This window comes from Asticcacaulis excentricus CB 48 (assembly GCF_000175215.2).
Classification (GTDB): domain Bacteria; phylum Pseudomonadota; class Alphaproteobacteria; order Caulobacterales; family Caulobacteraceae; genus Asticcacaulis; species Asticcacaulis excentricus.
The window spans coordinates 884,695-900,597 of sequence record NC_014816.1; the positions used below are offsets into that span (position 1 = coordinate 884,695).

Genomic DNA, 15,903 nt, shown 5'->3' on the forward strand with positions numbered 1-15,903 from the left:
ATGTCAGAGGTGATACGTAAGGAGCTGGCGCGACCCTTCGCTTACTTCTGCAACTGATACAGCGTAATCTTCACAGGGTCGCCGTTCGAGTAGTTGTAGCCCTCGATAGTCTTGACGGCCCGCGGCCTCAGACCGGCGGCGCTGACGGCCTTGCGGAACTCGGCGTCGTGGCGGCCTTCGACGCACACCGGACGGCCTTGCAGCAAGGCGGCGGCGGCCTGTTCCGGCGTGTCGGCCAGCTCGGTTTCCGTGCCCATGGCGAAGACAAACGACGGTTCGGCATAGCCCAAGGTTGCCACCGGGCCGGGTTGCAGGCCCTTGCGTGGATCAAGACCGGTTTCGACCAGCGCCGTTTCGAGATTGCGCGACATCCACAGAGGCTTAAGCTCCGACAGGGTGGCAACAAAACCGAGGTGCGCCACCACGCCCGCGCCAATCAGGCAGGCCAACGCCGTATTCATATGCTGACGCCACAGGAACAGCGCCGCCAGCCCACCGATCAGCAGCGCCGCCGCGGCCACGATGGTGACCAGTACCGCCACGCCGGCATGGCCGAACTCCGACAGGCCATAGGCCGCGATGGCTGTAATCAGGAAGCCGCCGAACAGTCCCAGCCCGGTGTTCATCACCTTAGCCCACGTCTTCAACGGGATCGACAGCCCCAGCACCGCCAGCAGCACCAGACCGCCATAGGTCGGCAGAGGATAGTGGACCAGCTTGGTGGGCGAGGCTTCAAAGATCAGGAAGCCCGGCACGAACCAGCAGATAGCAAAGCGCACGGCGGGCTCCGTATAGCGCGAAAGCGCGGTTTGCAACGCGCCGCCCAAAAGGAAACTTAAGGGGAAGAACAGCAGCGGCAAGGCTAGCGTGTGATAGCCGGGCCAGGCGAAATGCCCCTCTGACCCCGACACCAGCTTGGGCGCAAAGTCGTCGCCAATGGCCGTGCCCCAGAAGGCGCCGTCGGTCGCTATGGTGATCGCGATGGCCCACGGCCCGACGATCAGGGCCGTGATGAGCAGCCCCCACGTCCAGCCCAGTTGTTTTAGCCAGTCGGCGGCAGCGGGCACTCTGGCCTTCAAATCCCAGCCCAGCAGCGCCAGTGTCGTGGCGGCGAACATCATTGGCCCGATCGGGCCCTTGATCAGTACCGAGCCGCCGAAGGCCAGCCAGAAGATCAGCTTGTACTTCGTCAGCTTGGGCTTTTCGCTGGGGTCTGTGCGCTGACGATAAGTGACGTAAATGCGCGCCAGCGCCATCAAGAATAGGGTGGTCAGGCCGCACAATACGGCATCGGTCTTGGCAATAAAGGCTTCGCTGGACAGAAGGAAGGAAACGCCGAACAGCACCCCAGCGATCAGCCCCTGCCGTCGGTCAAACAGGAAGCCCGCGCCCCAGCTCATGGCAAAGGCCGCCAAAGCCGCGCCAAACAGCGACGGCCAGCGATAGGAGAGGATGTCACGGGCCGCCACGTCCGAGGTGAGGGCGGTCGAGGTCGCCTGAAGCCAGTGGATGCCGACCGGCTTTTTGTGCCGCGGGCGGTCCTGATAGCTGATATTGATGAAGTCCTTCGTTTCCAGCATCTGGCTGGAGGCCTGAGCGAAGCGCGATTCGTCGCGGTCCAGCGGCGGGATCAGCAGGGCGCAGGGCAGGCCGACCAGAAAGGCGACGATCGCCGCCAACAGCGGGCCGCGCAGATCAGGGCTCAGGGGAGAGAAGGTCTTGCTGGACATAGGCAAAGCTGGCTCACAGGGTCAAAGCGGGCTCTTAGGCGCGAAATCCGGGTTCGGCGGGGCACCGGACTCGTAAGGAGGGGGGTGTTCGGTTTACGCTTAACCGCAAACCTGATAAGACGCCAGACTCATATTACCGCTGGTCCTTTTGACCACGCCTCCCTCCCGCAAAGAGCCCGTGACCTAATGCCTGTATCCGTGTCCGTTGTCGTCGCCGTCCACAACGAAGAGGGGGCCACCCCGCAGGTGCTGCAGGAACTGAAAAGCGTGTTCGACGCCGGGTTGGGCGCGGGCAATTACGAGCTGATCTTTGTGGATGATAAATCGACAGACGCGACCCCGCAGGTGCTGAACAGCCTGAAAGCCTCAGTGCCGGAACTGCGCGTCATTCGCCACGAAAACAATGTAGGCAAGTCGGGCGGCGTGTTCACAGGCGTACTTTATGCGCGCGGTGACATTGTAGCCATGCTGGACGGCGACGGTCAGAATCCGGCCGCCGACGTGCTCAAGGTCGCGCAGATGCTGATGGCCGCCGATGCGACGGTGGGCATGGTCGCCGGTGAGCGCCGTCGTCGTCAGGACACAGCCTCAAAGAAATGGGCGTCGCGCTGGGCCAACGGCATTCGAAAGAGCCTTTTGAAGGACGGTTCGAACGACACGGGCTGTGGCATTAAGGCCATCCGCCGCGACCTGTTTCTGCGGCTGCCCTATTTCGACAATATGCACCGCTACATCCCGGCCTTGGTCAACCGCGAAGGCTATGTTACGCTTTTTGAACCGGTCGATGACCGGCTGCGCACGACGGGTAGCTCCAAGTATACCAATTGGGGCCGACTGAAGAACGCGCTGACCGACCTGCCGGGCGTCATGTGGCTGAACAGCCGCCGCCGCCTGCCGGGACGGACGACAGAGGTCTGAGCGCATTCCACAGAACGGGGTTAACGGGATGGCTAGTCAGGAACAGCGAAACGCGGTAGTAGGTACAGCAGTCATCTCGCAAACGGGGAAGCACATGGCGAATGCACCGGCCAAGAAGGACGAGGGGGGGCTTTTAACGGCCTTTCCGATGCTGGCCATTCCCGTTGCAGTGTATAATATCGTCGCCTTGTTCCATATGTTCGGCAGCGACGCAAATTCCGCATATAATGGCCTGAGCCACGTGTTGTTCAGCGTGCCCATGCCCTCGGCCGGGACGAAATGGCTGATCTCCACCGGGGATGTGGTGGTGTTCATTGGCCTTATCATGCTGTTTTTTGAGCTTCTGAAATCGACCCGTTCCGATAGCGTGGCCATCGTCAATCATTCGCTGTCGATGGTGCTGTTCATCATCTGTCTGGTCGAGTTTCTGCTGCTGCGCCCGTTCGGCACCTCAACCTTCTTCCTCCTCACCACTATGACGCTGCTCGATGTGTTGGCCGGCTTCATTGTGACCATTATCACCGCCCGCCGTGATCTGGAATTTGGCTAAGCCCTGAGGGCTTAGGTAAACAGCGTGAAGATGGTGGCGACCAGCAGTACGTCGAAGGTCTTGGTCAGGATCGGCATCAAGGTAGGCATGGGGCACTCCGCATCAGATGCGGGGCACGCTGCAAAAGCTGTGCCGCAGGCTTAACCGCTGTTAACCCTATATCTTCTCATGCTTGATGCGGCCCGGTGCTGGACGTCGGTCATTCGGGCCGGAGTATTCCGACGTTAAATAGGTCTTTTTTGCCCGCCCCAGCGTCTCCGGTCCGCCCCGCAGACCGCGCTTTTCTCCACCGCCCAACACCTGGGCTGCATAGTCCACATTCTCATAGGCCTTGTTCACCCGGCGCGCGGACGAGGGTTCGTGTTCCACAGCAGGACCGGCCGGCACAGGTAGGTTGGGCTTTTTCGTCATTCTGTCGGCAAAAGAAAAAGGGCGGAAACCAAAATTCCCGCCCACTCTACACCCATTGTCTTAAAACAGAGTCTATTTGCGCGTAGCCAGCTGGTCGATCTGCGCCTTCATGGCCTCGATCTGCTGACGCAGTTCATTGACCTGATCGCTGTCGGCGGGCGGCGCGGAGGTCGCAGCCGAAGCCGCCGGTTCGGCCGTGCCCGTTGTGGGGGCCGCACCGGGGGCCGCAAATGAGAAGGGCGAGAACATGCGCATGGCACGGTCGAACATGGCCAGGTTCTGCGCCACCTGCTCATCGAAATAGCCTAGCCCAGGCGCGCCGCCAAAGGCTTGAGAGAATTGCGAGCGGAAGCGTTCCTGCTGCTTGGCGAAGCCGTCGAGCGACATTTCCAGATAGGTCGGCAGAAGGTTCTGCATCGAGTCGCCGTAGAATGAGATGAGTTGACGCAGGAATTGGATCGGCAGCAGGTTCTGACCGCGACTCTCCTCTTCGAAGATGATCTGGGCCAGCACGCCGCGCGTGATGTCGTCGCCCGTCTTGGCGTCATAGACGATGAAGTCGATATTCTGACGCACCATGTCCGACAGGTTGTCCAGCGTCACGTAGGAGCTGGTGGCGGTGTTATACAGACGGCGGTTGGCGTATTTCTTGATGACCACGCGTTCCTGATCGCCGCGTTTGGTCTTCGTTTTGGTTTCAGTCATGCCTTGATCCTGACTCCCCCTGTACGGGTCCAGTGTGATGCCATCTTCGCGGTTCATATTGCGCAACATGATCCGTCGCGCAGATGCGAAAGGCGAAGAGGTTTTCCGCGGCTTTTTGTGCTTATGCGGAAAAACTGTGCCTACTAAATGGCTATTCCCTCAGTTGTTCAAGGGGTGTGCGGCGATAAAGCGCGTGTGCGTGTGCAAAATGCGGTAAATCCGACGTGATGGTTGTGCAGATGCGAAAATTTTGCGCTCAAAATCACGTGTTTGGAGACTTTTACACATATTTTGTGTCGTGACACCGTCACGCCTTTGGGGCAGGGTCCGAACCGTCAACTCGCCGGATACGCGCGCAAATGAGCGGTTGCAAGGGAAACGTCCGGTTATTTTCAAAAGGGAATTTTCATGTCGGTAAGCTCTGTGTCTGACGTGGTGATCGTGGCTGCGGCCCGTACACCGGTCGGTTCGTTTCTGGGTGGTTTGGCCTCTTTGTCGGGGGCGGATCTGGGCGCCCATGTAATCAAGGCCGTTCTGGAACGCTCCGGCCTCAAGGCAGACGAGATCGACGAAGTGATCCTGGGTCAGGTGCTGACCGCCGCGCAGGGCCAGGGACCGGCCCGTCAGGCAGCGATCAAGGGCGGCCTGCCCAACACCACCCCGGCCTGGGGCATCAACCAAATCTGCGGCTCAGGCCTGCGCGCGGTGGCGCTAGCTGCGCAGCAGATCGCGCTGGGAGATGCCAAGGTGGTCATCGCCGGCGGTCAGGAAAGCATGTCGCAGGCCAATCACGCAGCCTTCCTGCGCAATGGTCAGAAATTCGGGGACATTTCGTTTGCCGATACCATGATCAAGGACGGCCTGTGGGACGCCTTCAACAACTATCATATGGGGCAGACGGCCGAAAACATCGCGGCCAAGTGGGAGATCACCCGAGTAGCGCAGGACGAATTCGCCGTCGCCTCGCAAAATAAGGCCGAAGCCGCTCAGAAGGCTGGCAAGTTCGACGCGGAAATTGCCCCGGTGATCATTAAGGGGCGCAAGGGCGATACGGTCGTCGATAAGGACGAATTCATCCGCCATGGCGCAACGCTCGACAGTGTGGCAGGCCTCAAGCCCGCTTTTCTGAAGGACGGCACGGTAACGGCGGCGAATGCGTCGGGTCTCAATGATGGTGCGGCGGCGTTGATCCTGATGTCTGCCGACGAAGCAGCGGCGCGCGGCCTGAAGCCTCTGGCGCGCATCAAATCGTGGGCGACGGCGGGCGTCGATCCGGCCATCATGGGCACGGGGCCAATCCCGGCTTCGAAAAAGGCGCTGGAAAAGGCGGGTTGGAGCGTCGCCGATCTCGACCTCGTCGAATCGAACGAAGCTTTTGCCGCTCAGGCTCTGTGCGTGGTCAAGGAATTGGGGCTTGACACTTCGAAGGTCAATGTCAACGGCGGCGCCATCGCCATAGGCCATCCGATCGGGGCGTCGGGCGCGCGCATTCTGACCACCTTGATCTTCGAACTGAACCGCCGCGCCAGCGAAGCGGGCAAGCCCCTGAAGGGTCTGGCCACGCTTTGCATCGGTGGGGGGATGGGCGTCGCCCTGACTGTCGAGACCCTTGGGTAAACTCCCCTGACGAGCTGTCAATAATCACCTTCCTTCGAGCTGGCGCTCACGTACCTATCTACGCTGCGCGCCAGGACTCAGAAGCTATTCATTTTGGCCGCGTTATGGCGGCTTAAGCGCAAGCGGAACGACTAAAGGATTAAAAATGAGCAGAGTTGCATTGGTTACGGGCGGGACGCGCGGTATCGGCAAGGCGATTGCTAAGCGCCTCAAAGACGCAGGCTTCAAGGTGGCCGCGGGTTACGCCGGGAACGAAGAAAACGCCAAGCGCGTCGCCGAAGAACTGGGCGTCTTCGTCGTCAAAGGCTCGGTGGCTGATTTCGCGGACTGTCAGCGAGCTGTGGCCGAGGTCGAGGCCGCGCTGGGGCCGGTCGAGGTGCTGGTCAACAATGCCGGCATCACACGCGACGGCTTCTTCCATAAGATGAGCCAGCAGCAGTGGCAGGAAGTCATCCATACCAATCTCGATTCGATGTTCAACATGACCCGTCCGGTCATTGAAGGCATGCGTGAGCGCGGCTATGGCCGCATCATCAATATCTCGTCAATCAATGGTCAGAAGGGGCAGGCCGGGCAGGCCAACTATTCGACGGCAAAGGCGGGCGTGATTGGCTTTACCAAGGCGCTGGCGCTCGAATCGGCGTCCAAAGGGATCACGGTCAACTGTGTCGCCCCCGGCTACACCTCGACCGAAATGGTCTCGGCCATCGCTCCTGCAGTACTGGAAAAAATCGTCTCCGGCATCCCCGTTGGACGTCTGGGCACCCCCGAAGAAGTTGCCGAAATCGTCGCCTTCCTGGCATCGGACATGGGCAGCTTCATCACCGGCGCCACTATTGCTGTCAATGGCGGCCAGCATATGGCCAGCTAACCCTGTGTGATACTCACACGGGATTAGAGCCGACAAAACGTATCCCCGCAGTTCCGGCTGCGGGGATATTTTATACCCCGCACGGCGAGCCGCCACTTTGTAGCACACGTGTTTGAGAGCGGTTATCATTCGCTCCCATCTTTGTGACAAAAATGCCGCAATCGCTTGTGATTCAACGTTTAGCGCCCTCAAGACACCCCCGGCTTGTCCTAATTCCGCCTATTTCCACGCGCACTTTACGTCCCGATGACAAACCCTCAGTTCACATCGCGTCCCACCCGGTTTCAGACCCTTTGCCGGGCGCTCTGCCTTCTGATTATCGCCCTTTGCCTGCCGGTTGCCGGCGTGTCGCAGGCGCAGGCCGAACGCACCTTGCGCGACTCGCTGATTGGCCGGGTGACGCCAAATGACGGGCGCACCAATGCGCCGCCGACTGTGGCGCGCTTTACGACCGATCGCGGGGCCAGTTTCGTGTTGGACCGCAGCCGTCGGAACCCGCTGATCCAGTTCGATGGCGACAGCGAGGTTTGGGCCCTGACCCCGACGCCCGGTCCGATGGGTGATATCATCTTCAAGAACGATCTGGGCGAACCCGTGCTCAAGGCGACGCGCTGGGGCGGCATGATCCTGTTTTCCAAGGACCGCCCGACGGGGGATCCGGTGGCGGTGGCCGGCCGCGCTGAAGCGTTTGAGCCGGGTCATATGTCACCGTCGCAACTGTTTCAGCATCTGGTGCGTACCTCCAAAAAGGCTTCAGCGGCGCTCAGCCGTCTGGTGCGCTTCGAAGCCGATGTGCAGACGCCGGGCGCGGACTATCTGTTTGCCGATGCGGCGACCGTGACCGCCGATGCCATCGTCGAAATGTCAGCGACGACCAAGGGGCGCAAACTTCTGGCCCCCGTTCAGGAGGTCAAACTGATCGAGGGCCGCCCGCCAAGCGCTTGGGTCGAAGGCGATACGCTGATGCTCAAACTGGACCTCAGCAAGGGCTGGGGCGGCCGCCCGTCGTCAAAGCGCGTGATGAAGGTGCTGGCCAGCGGCGGCAACGCGCCTTAGTGTGCCAATCAAAACCGGTCCTTGGCCGCTCTGATTTCGCCAAACTTTGCGGCCTGAGCGGCAAAGCCGCTTTCTCTCAGTGGATAGACAACAAACGGATTGGTGGTCATCTCGTCAGCCAGTCGCATGGGCACAGTGGGCTCGCCGCGCGCCCGGCGGGCGCGAATGTCCGCCCCGCGCGCCTCCAATGCCGGGAATTGACCTAAGCTCTCAGCAAACATCAGGTTCGACATGGTGTATTCGTGCGCGCAATAGAGTGTTGTCTGCGGGTCGAGCGCCAGCAGCCCTTGCAGGCTGCCCCACATGTCTGAAGCGCTGCCCTCGAACAACCGCCCGCAACCCAGCGCAAACAGGGTGTCGCCGACGAAGGCCACGTTTTCCGACGGCGCGCAATAGCCGATATGACCCAGAGTATGTCCCGTGAGATCGAGTACGTCGAACACCGTCTGCCCCAGCGCGAACCTGTCACCTCCGCTCAAAACGTGATCAAGCGGCGCGGCTTTACGTACCTCTTCGGGGCCGTAGATGAGGCAGCCATAACGGTCTTTCAGCGCCGCATTGCCACCCGTATGATCCGGGTGCCAGTGGGTGTTTAAGATGTAGTCAAGCCCCCACCCCTGCGCCGTCAGGGCCGCCGTCACCCTTTCGGCATCGGGGGTGTCGATGCAGGCGACCTGCCCTGACGCCTGATCGCGGACCACGAACCCGTAATTGTCGTTTAGCGCCGGAAACTGATGAATTTGCAGGGCCGACATGGCAAAATCCTCCCTCAACCGCGCAAAGCATCCTATATAGAGGGTCTGATCCCCTGAGGACTCGCCTTGCGTCGTATCGTATCCGAACTGAGCCGTTTCTATGCCACGCCCGAAGGCGCGGTGACAAGGCGCATGGTTACACAGAAGCTGGCAGAAGCCTGGCCCGATGTGACGGGGTCGGACGTGCTGGGGCTTGGCTATACCACCCCCTATCTCGATGCGTTCAATGGCACGGCGCGGCGCGTGATTGCCGCCATGCCGTCGGCGCAGGGGGCGGAAATCTGGCCAGAGGGCCTGAAAAGCCGCTCAACGCTGGTCGATGAGCAGCATATGCCCTTTCCCTCGGCGCTGTTCGACCGGATTTTCCTCATGCACGCGCTGGAGGAAGCGCCCAACCCCGAAGCCCTGCTGGTCGAAGCGTCGCGTTGTCTAACCACTAACGGGCGGCTGATTTTGGCAGTGGTGGCGCGAGGTGGTCTGTGGACCCACGCCGAAAAGACGCCGTTCGGGCACGGCCAGCCCTTTTCGCGCACGCAGCTTGAGACGCTGCTGCGGGCGGCGGAGCTTGAGCCAATCGCCTGGTCCTATGCCCTCTATGTGCCGCCCCTGCGTTCGTTGCTGCGCTGGGCCCAGACCTTTGAGGAATGGGCCCCGCGGGTTTGGCCTTATCGTGGCGGGCTGATCCTGATGGAGGCGGGTAAGCGGGTGATCCGCGCGCCGGTGCGCGGCACGGCGGTGTCGGTCATTGACGACATCCGCGACAAGCTGGGCGTGTCGATGCCGCAGCCAACCCCGCAGGGGCATTGATTAAGTCCGCCTTTCTATTTCCTCTAGACAGGTCGGAGGGTGGGGGCAGACCTCCATCGTTACCGCTTCACAACACCGCGAATATGGCTTGAACCGGGACGGCTTTCGCGTCCATAAGCGGGCCTGAACAAGGAACACGACTCATGATGAAACACCTGATCGTCATGCGCCACGGGAAGGCCGAGAAGGACAGCGCCTCGGGCGAGGATTTCGAGCGCAACTTGATGCAGCGCGGCCTGCGCGAAGCTGCCGCCGTTGCCGAAGCGCTGAAGGCGCGCGGCCTAAAACCCGACTATGCGCTCGTCTCTGCCGCCCACCGCACGCACCAGACTTTTGACGCCGTCAAGGGCGTGCTGGGTGATATAGCGGGCGAGGTGCGCGATGATATGTTCAATATGGGAGCATCGGACCTGCGTCGTCTGGTCGAGGCGCACGAAGAGGCGGGGGATTGTCTGCTAATCATCGGGCACAATCCGGGCATTCAATACCTGGTGCTCGACTATATGACCGAAGGCGCGGCCTCTCAGGTCGATATAGACCGCGCGCGCGGCTCGTACCCCACGGCGGCCGCCACTGTGTTTACGATCGATCTGGCCGGTCGCCCGATCTTTGATGACCTGCTGAAGCCCAAAGACCTAATTGGGGGCGAGTGATGGATCTCTACCGGCTGGCGCTGAAACCGCTGCATCTTCTGGAGGCCGAAGACGCCCACTCGGCGACCATTTTGGCGCTGAAATCAGGGTTAGGGCCGCGTTCCAGCTACGATCCGCCAGAACTGCGCACGGAAATCGCCTTCACAGGCGGGGTATTGAGTGTACGCAATTGCGTCGGTCTGGCCGCCGGGTTTGACAAGAATGCCGATGTGCCGCTAGCCATGAGCCGTGCCGGCTTTGGCTTTGTGGAATGTGGTACGGTTACGCCCTTGCCGCAGGCCGGTAACCCGCGCCCGCGCCTGTTCCGTTTGAGCGAGGACGAGGCAGTGATCAATCGCATGGGCTTCAATAACAAGGGACTTGAGGTCTTCGCCAGCCACCTGGAGCGTCATCTGGGCCGCGCCTCGGCGCCGGTGTTAGGCGCCAATATCGGGGCCAATAAGGACGCCACGGATCGTATGGCCGATTACGTCACGGGCCTGAAACGCCTATGGGGTCTGTCGTCCTATTTTACCGCCAACATCTCCTCACCCAATACACCGGGTCTGCGCGCTTTACAGGGGCGGGCGCACCTCGATGAGCTTTTGGGGCAGATTGCGGCGACGCGCACCGATCTGGTGCGCGTGACGGGCAACAACTATCCGATTTTCCTCAAGATCGCGCCGGACCTCAGCGAGGAAGAAATCGCTGATGCTGTCGAAGCGACCATTGCGCACGGGCTCGATGCGCTGATCGTGTCTAACACCACGATCGAGCGGCCGGAGTCGCTGCGCTCAGATCTGGCGACGCAAACAGGCGGCCTGTCAGGCGCGCCGCTGTTTGGGCTTTCGACCTCGGCGCTGCGCAGTGCTTATAAGGTGGCCGCGGGGCGGCTAACCCTGATCGGGGCGGGTGGCATTGCTTCCGGGGCCGATGCCTATGCCAAGATCCGCGCTGGGGCATCGCTGGTGCAACTCTACTCGGCGCTGGTCTATAAGGGACCGGGGCTTATCGATGAGATTAAGCGTGATCTGGTGCAGCGCCTGCACGCCGATGGTTTGACGCATGTGTCACAAGCGGTGGGTTCGGGGGCTTAACAGACCTCTGCCGTCTTATGCCTATCCAACTTGTTGGGGAGGGGGGCCACACGCACCGCCAAAGGGGTGATATGTGGAGGAGGCTCTGTCTTAAACCGGCTCCATCCGGTTGGCGGTCAGCCGTGCCATGGCGCAAATAAACAGCACAAAGATCAAGTTGTTCTGCCCCAGAATGAAGCTTTCCGACAAGATGAGGAAGCTGAAAATACAGAGGGCCAGAACCGAAAAATAGCCGTCCCGCACGCGCGCAAAGCGAAATAGTGCGCAGAAGAAGGTGACCGCCAGACAGCTCCCGAACAGGATCACGCCCACCCAGCCCAGTTGCACCAGCAGGTCCAGCCAGCCATTGTGCGCCGACGGCACGTCCCAGTTGGTCTCCTTCTTGACGATCTGGTTGGGGATGGAATCCGGCCCCCAGAAGGCTTTGTAGCCATAGCCCAGCCACGGGCGCTGATCAGACAGCCTGAGTAGCGACTCCCATATCTGTGTGCGTCCGGTTAGGGTCGGATCCTTGCCCAGCGCCTTGAACACAGTTTCGGGTGTCAGGAAGAAGACGGCACCGCCGATCAGAGACGCCGTGGCGCCACCCCAGACAAACAGCACGCTTTTCGCGCCGCCGCTGCGCAGCGCCGACAAGACGGGCATGGCCCCCAGCGCGAGCAGGCAGGCGAGAAGCGAAGTCTTCGACCGCGACATGAGGATCAGGAAGAAGATCAGGGCCGCGGACCCGATCCACATGGCGCGCCGGGCGGGCAGCAGGAAGGCGCTGGCGCAACAGGCAACGAAACCAAACGTCATAAGAGACGCCATCTGATTCTTTTCATGCCACAGGCCACGCCAGGCCCCGGCATTGATGTCGTGATGCACGCCCATGGTGGGGTAGAGGAGGGCGGCCAGAATACTGCCGACCGCCATGACGGCGAAGGTGCCGCCAACGATCTGCGTCAGTTCGGAGCCTTTGAAACGGGCCCCCAGATAGAGACCAAACAGCAGGGTAAAGCCCAGCGCCAGAGAGCGGCGGTTGGTGACGGAGGGATCAATCGACCACCAGCTGGAGGCGTAGCACAGGGCCAGCAGGGCGCCAGCCATGACCAGCGCCGGCAAGACCCGCAGGAAACGATCGGCCCGCGCCACGCTGAGCAACAGGGTCAGGCCATAGACGGGCAGCCACAACAGGCGCATCCACGACACTTCCCCGCCATTTTCCTGATTGGGCGCAAACAACGGGGCCCATAGGGCTTCGGAAAACATGAAGAGACAGAAGGCCGCCAGCAGCGCCTCGATGCGAAACACCATCAGGGCCGGCCCGCTCAGAGGCGGCTCTACGGCGTCACGGCGGCCAGTCGAGCGGACCGTTCGCGGATAGTCGTCACGTTCGTAGGCGGGTGTCGCAGGCATAGGAGTCCGAGGGCGGGGACTCTAAACTTATCATCGAAATGTCAAGATGCGCTTAAATCTGTGCATCCCGGCGCACTCAGAACGGCGAGAACTTTTCCATCAGGTTTTGGCTGACCGGGGCGGCCTGCATCCGGCTGACGTCGCCGCGCCCGCCGTAAGAGATGCGCGCTTCGGCCAGTTGCGTATGCTTGATGATATTGGCAGACGAAATGTCCTGTGGATTAACAATGCCGGAGACGATCAGTTCGCGCACTTCGCGGTTAGTACGCACTTCCTGAGAGCCCTGGATGATCAGATTTCCATTTGGCAGGACACCGGTGACGATGGCGGCGACGGTGAGCGAAATCTTTTCCGAGCGGTTGACGCTGCCGCTGCCCGAAAATTCGGCGGCTGTGTTGTTCGACAGGCCGGCCGAGGGGTTGTACTCACTGGGCAAAATCTTCCCTAAAGACGATTCCAGCCCGAACACGCTGGGCACCGAGCCCGTGTAGCTGCCGTCGCGTTTGCGCGAGGTGGTGTTCTGTGTCTGCGCCTTGTCGTCGATGTCGATGGTGACAGTGAGGATGTCGCCGACATGGCGGGCGCGCTGGTCCTTGAAAAAGGCCTTGGCTCCCGTGCGCCACAGCGAATTGGCAGAAGCCGAAGTCGAGGCGGGCGGCGCATAGACTTGTTGCTGCGGCACCAGTTGTGCCGGATAGCCCATCGGTTGCAGGGACGGGCCGTTGACGGCTTCGTTGACGCTGGCGCAGCCCGACAGGGCGGCGGCGGTCAGGGCAGCAACGGTGGCAAGAACGGGGAAACGCATGGGTTTGCCTTAACGGGAGGAGTAGAGGGCGCGGTTGCGAAGGCTTTGGGCGGCTTCACCGACGGCGGCGCTGCCGGGGCCGGTGATAACGGCTTCAATCAGTTTTTTGGAAGCGGGGTTTTGCACCAGGATCAGGTCGCCGACCGCGCCGTCCTTTTGGGCCGGGCCGGTCATGGACAGGGTGACGCCGTTCATTTCAAAGGTCACCATGACCATTTCAGCGCGCCTGATGACCAGGGGCGCGGTCAGGTCGCCGGGGCGCACTACGCCGCCGTCGCGCACGGGCAAGCGCACCGTCTTGCCGATGGCGGCTTCGGGGTCGCTGACCAGGCTGCCGCCCGCCAGATGCGCCTGAACCGGTTGCCAGGCGATGTCCGCAGCGGCAATCACCTCACCGGCGCTCAGGCTACGGGTGAAGACCAGCACGTTCTTGGTGCGTCCGGCTTCGGCGCGGGCTTGCGTAGCCGAAATGCCATCTGCACCCGCGCTGACGATGATGCGGCGCAGGCCCTGCGGATTTGGCCACGACTGCCCGGCCTGACGCGCTTTGGCCTGAACTTGACCGGCATCGAGGACGGCGCTTTGGCCAACGCGCGTGCCGACCACCACATCCGAAGCAGCCCCCGCATTGTCGAACAGGTCGCCCAGCGTGATGCGCCCGTCGCCGTCGGTGACCTGCGCCTTCAGCACGAGCGCCGTCTGTGCCTGTACGGGGGCAGCCATCATCCCAAGCAGGCTGAGGGCCCCGGCTCCGGTCAGCATAAGCATATAGATCGAACGGTGCATCAGCCGTGTCCTTAGTTACGCAGGCTGCTCGTTACCGACAACATTTCGTCGGCGGTTTTGATGATCTTCGAATTCATCTCGTAGGCGCGCTGGGCGACGATCAGCGAGGTGATTTCTGACACGGCATCGACGTTCGAGGCTTCGGTATAGCCCTGCATCAGAGTGCCGTAGCCGACATCGCCCGGCGTGCCGATGTTGGGCGCACCCGAAGCTCCCGACTGCAGATACAGGTTATCGCCAATGGCTTCGAGACCGGCTTCGTTGAAGAAACTGGCGACCTGAAGCTGACCGATGACGGTGGGGGCGGTGACACCATCCTGCGTGACCGACACCTGGCCGGTCTTGGAGATGGTGACTTCCTTGGTGTCCTGCGGAAAGGTGATCTGCGGCTGCACCAGATAACCATCGTCGGTAACGAGTTGCCCCTGATCATTGACAGCAAAATTGCCAGCGCGCGTATAGGCGGTTTCTCCCGACGGCATCAGCACCTGAAAATAGCCGCGACCATCGACCATGATGTCGTAAGGATTGTCGGTGCGGGTGGCAGAGCCCTGGGTCAAGATGCGATAGACGCTGCCCGTCTTGACGCCGCCGCCGACCTGAATGCCGGTGGGGACGACCGTACCGGATTCGGAAGACTGCGCGCCCATGCGCTCGACATTCTGATACAGAAGGTCCTGAAACTCGGCGCGCTGCTTCTTGAAGCCGACCGTGTTCATGTTGGCGATGTTGTGCGAGATAGTATCGACATTGAGCTGCTGAGCTGACATGCCGGTGGTGGCGGTTCTCAAAGCACGCATGGGTTATACTCCTTAAGCCGCCTTACCCAAGCGCTCGACAGCGCTGCGGTTCAGTTCGGCCTGTTGTTCGATAATCTTTGTCACCGAGGCGTAGGCGCGGTTGATTTCGACCAGACGCGTCACCTCGCTCAGGGCGTTGACGTTCGAGGTTTCGATCATGCCCTGCCGCAGGCGCGCATCGGGGGCCGGGTCGGGGGCGACATTGGTAGTGGCGCGGAAGCGGTTATCGCCCTGCTTTTCAAGGTCCGACAGGCTGGCGAAGCGCACCACGCTGATGCGGCCAACGCGCACAATGCCGTCGGTGCTGCGTTGCGAGACTACGCCGTCAGCCGAGATCGACGGCGCGCCAAATTCCGGATTGAGGCGGATTTCGCCGCCATCGCCCTGAACCGGCAGGCCATCGCCCGTGACCAGCACGCCCTGCGGCGACACGGTAAAGGCACCATCGCGTGTATAGAGTGGGCCGTTGGCACCGTTGATGACGAAAAATGCGCCTTCACCTTCGATGCCGACGTCGTAATCGCCGCCCGTCGTTGTAAGGGCCCCTTGCGAAAAGTCGCGGCCTACGCCCTTGTCATAGGCAAAATTGGCCGGGGCGCGGATCGGAAGATTATAGGCGGGGCGGCCCTCTTCGGGTTCGACCAGCAACTGCTCAAACTTGTAGCCATTGGTATTCATATTGGCCAAATTGTTGGCCGTGACGTCCAGTTCGCGGCGCAAAACCAGCTGACGCGACAGGGCGACATAGCTCGCATTATCCATTGTCGGCCTCCTCCTGCGACGGCGCGTTAACCATGTTTCAGGAGAAGCAAGAGCCGTGCCAGTAGGGCGAAAGAGTCAATGCTCTGAATCTGTTGGGAAAAATCCAAAGGCGGACGAACGCGTAAGTCTAAGGCGGCAAAAACTGCCCTGATGTTCCCCGCAACGGCGGCGGGCGCCGCGCCCTTTTGCTTTCGTTACGCGGA

General features: G+C 61.2%; 16 protein-coding genes. 8 read left to right on the plus strand and 8 right to left on the minus strand.

Annotation, left to right across the window (positions count from 1 at the left end):
- Positions 1–41: 41 nt before the first annotated feature.
- Positions 42–1,730, minus strand: a complete 1,689-nt coding sequence (locus ASTEX_RS04130) for an ArnT family glycosyltransferase (RefSeq protein ID WP_013478353.1) — start codon at positions 1,728–1,730, stop codon at positions 42–44.
- A gap of 186 nt (positions 1,731–1,916) precedes the next feature.
- Between ASTEX_RS04130 and ASTEX_RS04135 the strand changes: the two genes are divergently transcribed.
- Entirely contained in the window at positions 1,917–2,648 is a 732-nt protein-coding gene (locus tag ASTEX_RS04135) for a glycosyltransferase family 2 protein (RefSeq protein WP_013478354.1), read from the plus strand.
- 94 nt (positions 2,649–2,742) lie between these two features.
- Entirely contained in the window at positions 2,743–3,198 is a 456-nt protein-coding gene (locus tag ASTEX_RS04140; RefSeq protein ID WP_013478355.1) for a hypothetical protein, read from the plus strand.
- A gap of 483 nt (positions 3,199–3,681) precedes the next feature.
- Here ASTEX_RS04140 and phaR read toward each other — a convergent pair whose 3' ends face one another.
- Entirely contained in the window at positions 3,682–4,314 is a 633-nt protein-coding gene (phaR, locus tag ASTEX_RS04150; protein WP_041658510.1) for a polyhydroxyalkanoate synthesis repressor PhaR, read from the minus strand.
- 423 nt (positions 4,315–4,737) lie between these two features.
- Between phaR and ASTEX_RS04155 the strand changes: the two genes are divergently transcribed.
- The 3 genes from ASTEX_RS04155 (at position 4,738) to ASTEX_RS04165 (ending at position 7,858) form a co-directional block, all read left to right on the plus strand.
- Entirely contained in the window at positions 4,738–5,931 is a 1,194-nt protein-coding gene (locus ASTEX_RS04155) for an acetyl-CoA C-acetyltransferase (RefSeq protein WP_041658877.1), read from the plus strand.
- A gap of 145 nt (positions 5,932–6,076) precedes the next feature.
- Positions 6,077–6,802 (plus strand): acetoacetyl-CoA reductase, encoded by a 726-nt coding sequence (gene phbB, locus ASTEX_RS04160; RefSeq protein WP_013478359.1) that lies wholly within the window; start codon positions 6,077–6,079, stop codon positions 6,800–6,802.
- Positions 6,803–7,048: 246 nt separating this feature from the next.
- Positions 7,049–7,858 (plus strand): DUF4908 domain-containing protein, encoded by an 810-nt coding sequence (locus tag ASTEX_RS04165; protein WP_013478360.1) that lies wholly within the window; start codon positions 7,049–7,051, stop codon positions 7,856–7,858.
- 8 nt (positions 7,859–7,866) lie between these two features.
- Here ASTEX_RS04165 and gloB read toward each other — a convergent pair whose 3' ends face one another.
- The gene (gene gloB / locus ASTEX_RS04170) at positions 7,867–8,613 is read right to left on the minus strand and encodes a hydroxyacylglutathione hydrolase (protein WP_013478361.1); all 747 of its coding nucleotides are present in this window, start codon (positions 8,611–8,613) and stop codon (positions 7,867–7,869) included.
- Between the two features lie 66 nt (positions 8,614–8,679).
- Here gloB and ASTEX_RS04175 point away from each other — a divergent pair, with 66 nt between their 5' ends.
- From ASTEX_RS04175 to ASTEX_RS04185, 3 genes are all read left to right on the plus strand, one after another.
- Positions 8,680–9,420, plus strand: a complete 741-nt coding sequence (locus ASTEX_RS04175) for a class I SAM-dependent methyltransferase (RefSeq protein ID WP_013478362.1) — start codon at positions 8,680–8,682, stop codon at positions 9,418–9,420.
- A 143-nt stretch (positions 9,421–9,563) separates the two neighbouring features.
- Positions 9,564–10,073, plus strand: a complete 510-nt coding sequence (locus ASTEX_RS04180; RefSeq protein WP_013478363.1) for a SixA phosphatase family protein — start codon at positions 9,564–9,566, stop codon at positions 10,071–10,073.
- Positions 10,073–11,149, plus strand: coding sequence for a quinone-dependent dihydroorotate dehydrogenase (locus ASTEX_RS04185; RefSeq protein WP_013478364.1), 1,077 nt, complete (start codon positions 10,073–10,075; stop codon positions 11,147–11,149). Before ASTEX_RS04180 ends, ASTEX_RS04185 begins: the two co-directional genes overlap by 1 nt.
- 90 nt (positions 11,150–11,239) lie before the next feature.
- Here ASTEX_RS04185 and ASTEX_RS04190 read toward each other — a convergent pair whose 3' ends face one another.
- The 5 genes from ASTEX_RS04190 to flgF form a co-directional block, all read right to left on the minus strand.
- Complete coding sequence (locus ASTEX_RS04190; RefSeq protein ID WP_013478365.1) at positions 11,240–12,547, minus strand: O-antigen ligase family protein; 1,308 nt, start codon at positions 12,545–12,547, stop codon at positions 11,240–11,242.
- A gap of 76 nt (positions 12,548–12,623) precedes the next feature.
- Positions 12,624–13,352, minus strand: a complete 729-nt coding sequence (gene flgH / locus ASTEX_RS04195; RefSeq protein ID WP_013478366.1) for a flagellar basal body L-ring protein FlgH — start codon at positions 13,350–13,352, stop codon at positions 12,624–12,626.
- A gap of 9 nt (positions 13,353–13,361) precedes the next feature.
- Complete coding sequence (gene flgA / locus ASTEX_RS04200; RefSeq protein ID WP_013478367.1) at positions 13,362–14,138, minus strand: flagellar basal body P-ring formation chaperone FlgA; 777 nt, start codon at positions 14,136–14,138, stop codon at positions 13,362–13,364.
- 11 nt (positions 14,139–14,149) lie between these two features.
- Positions 14,150–14,938, minus strand: a complete 789-nt coding sequence (gene flgG / locus ASTEX_RS04205) for a flagellar basal-body rod protein FlgG (protein ID WP_013478368.1) — start codon at positions 14,936–14,938, stop codon at positions 14,150–14,152.
- A 12-nt stretch (positions 14,939–14,950) separates the two neighbouring features.
- On the minus strand, positions 14,951–15,700 hold the full coding sequence (gene flgF / locus ASTEX_RS04210; RefSeq protein ID WP_013478369.1) for a flagellar basal-body rod protein FlgF: 750 nt from the start codon (positions 15,698–15,700) through the stop codon (positions 14,951–14,953).
- Positions 15,701–15,903: the final 203 nt, after the last annotated feature.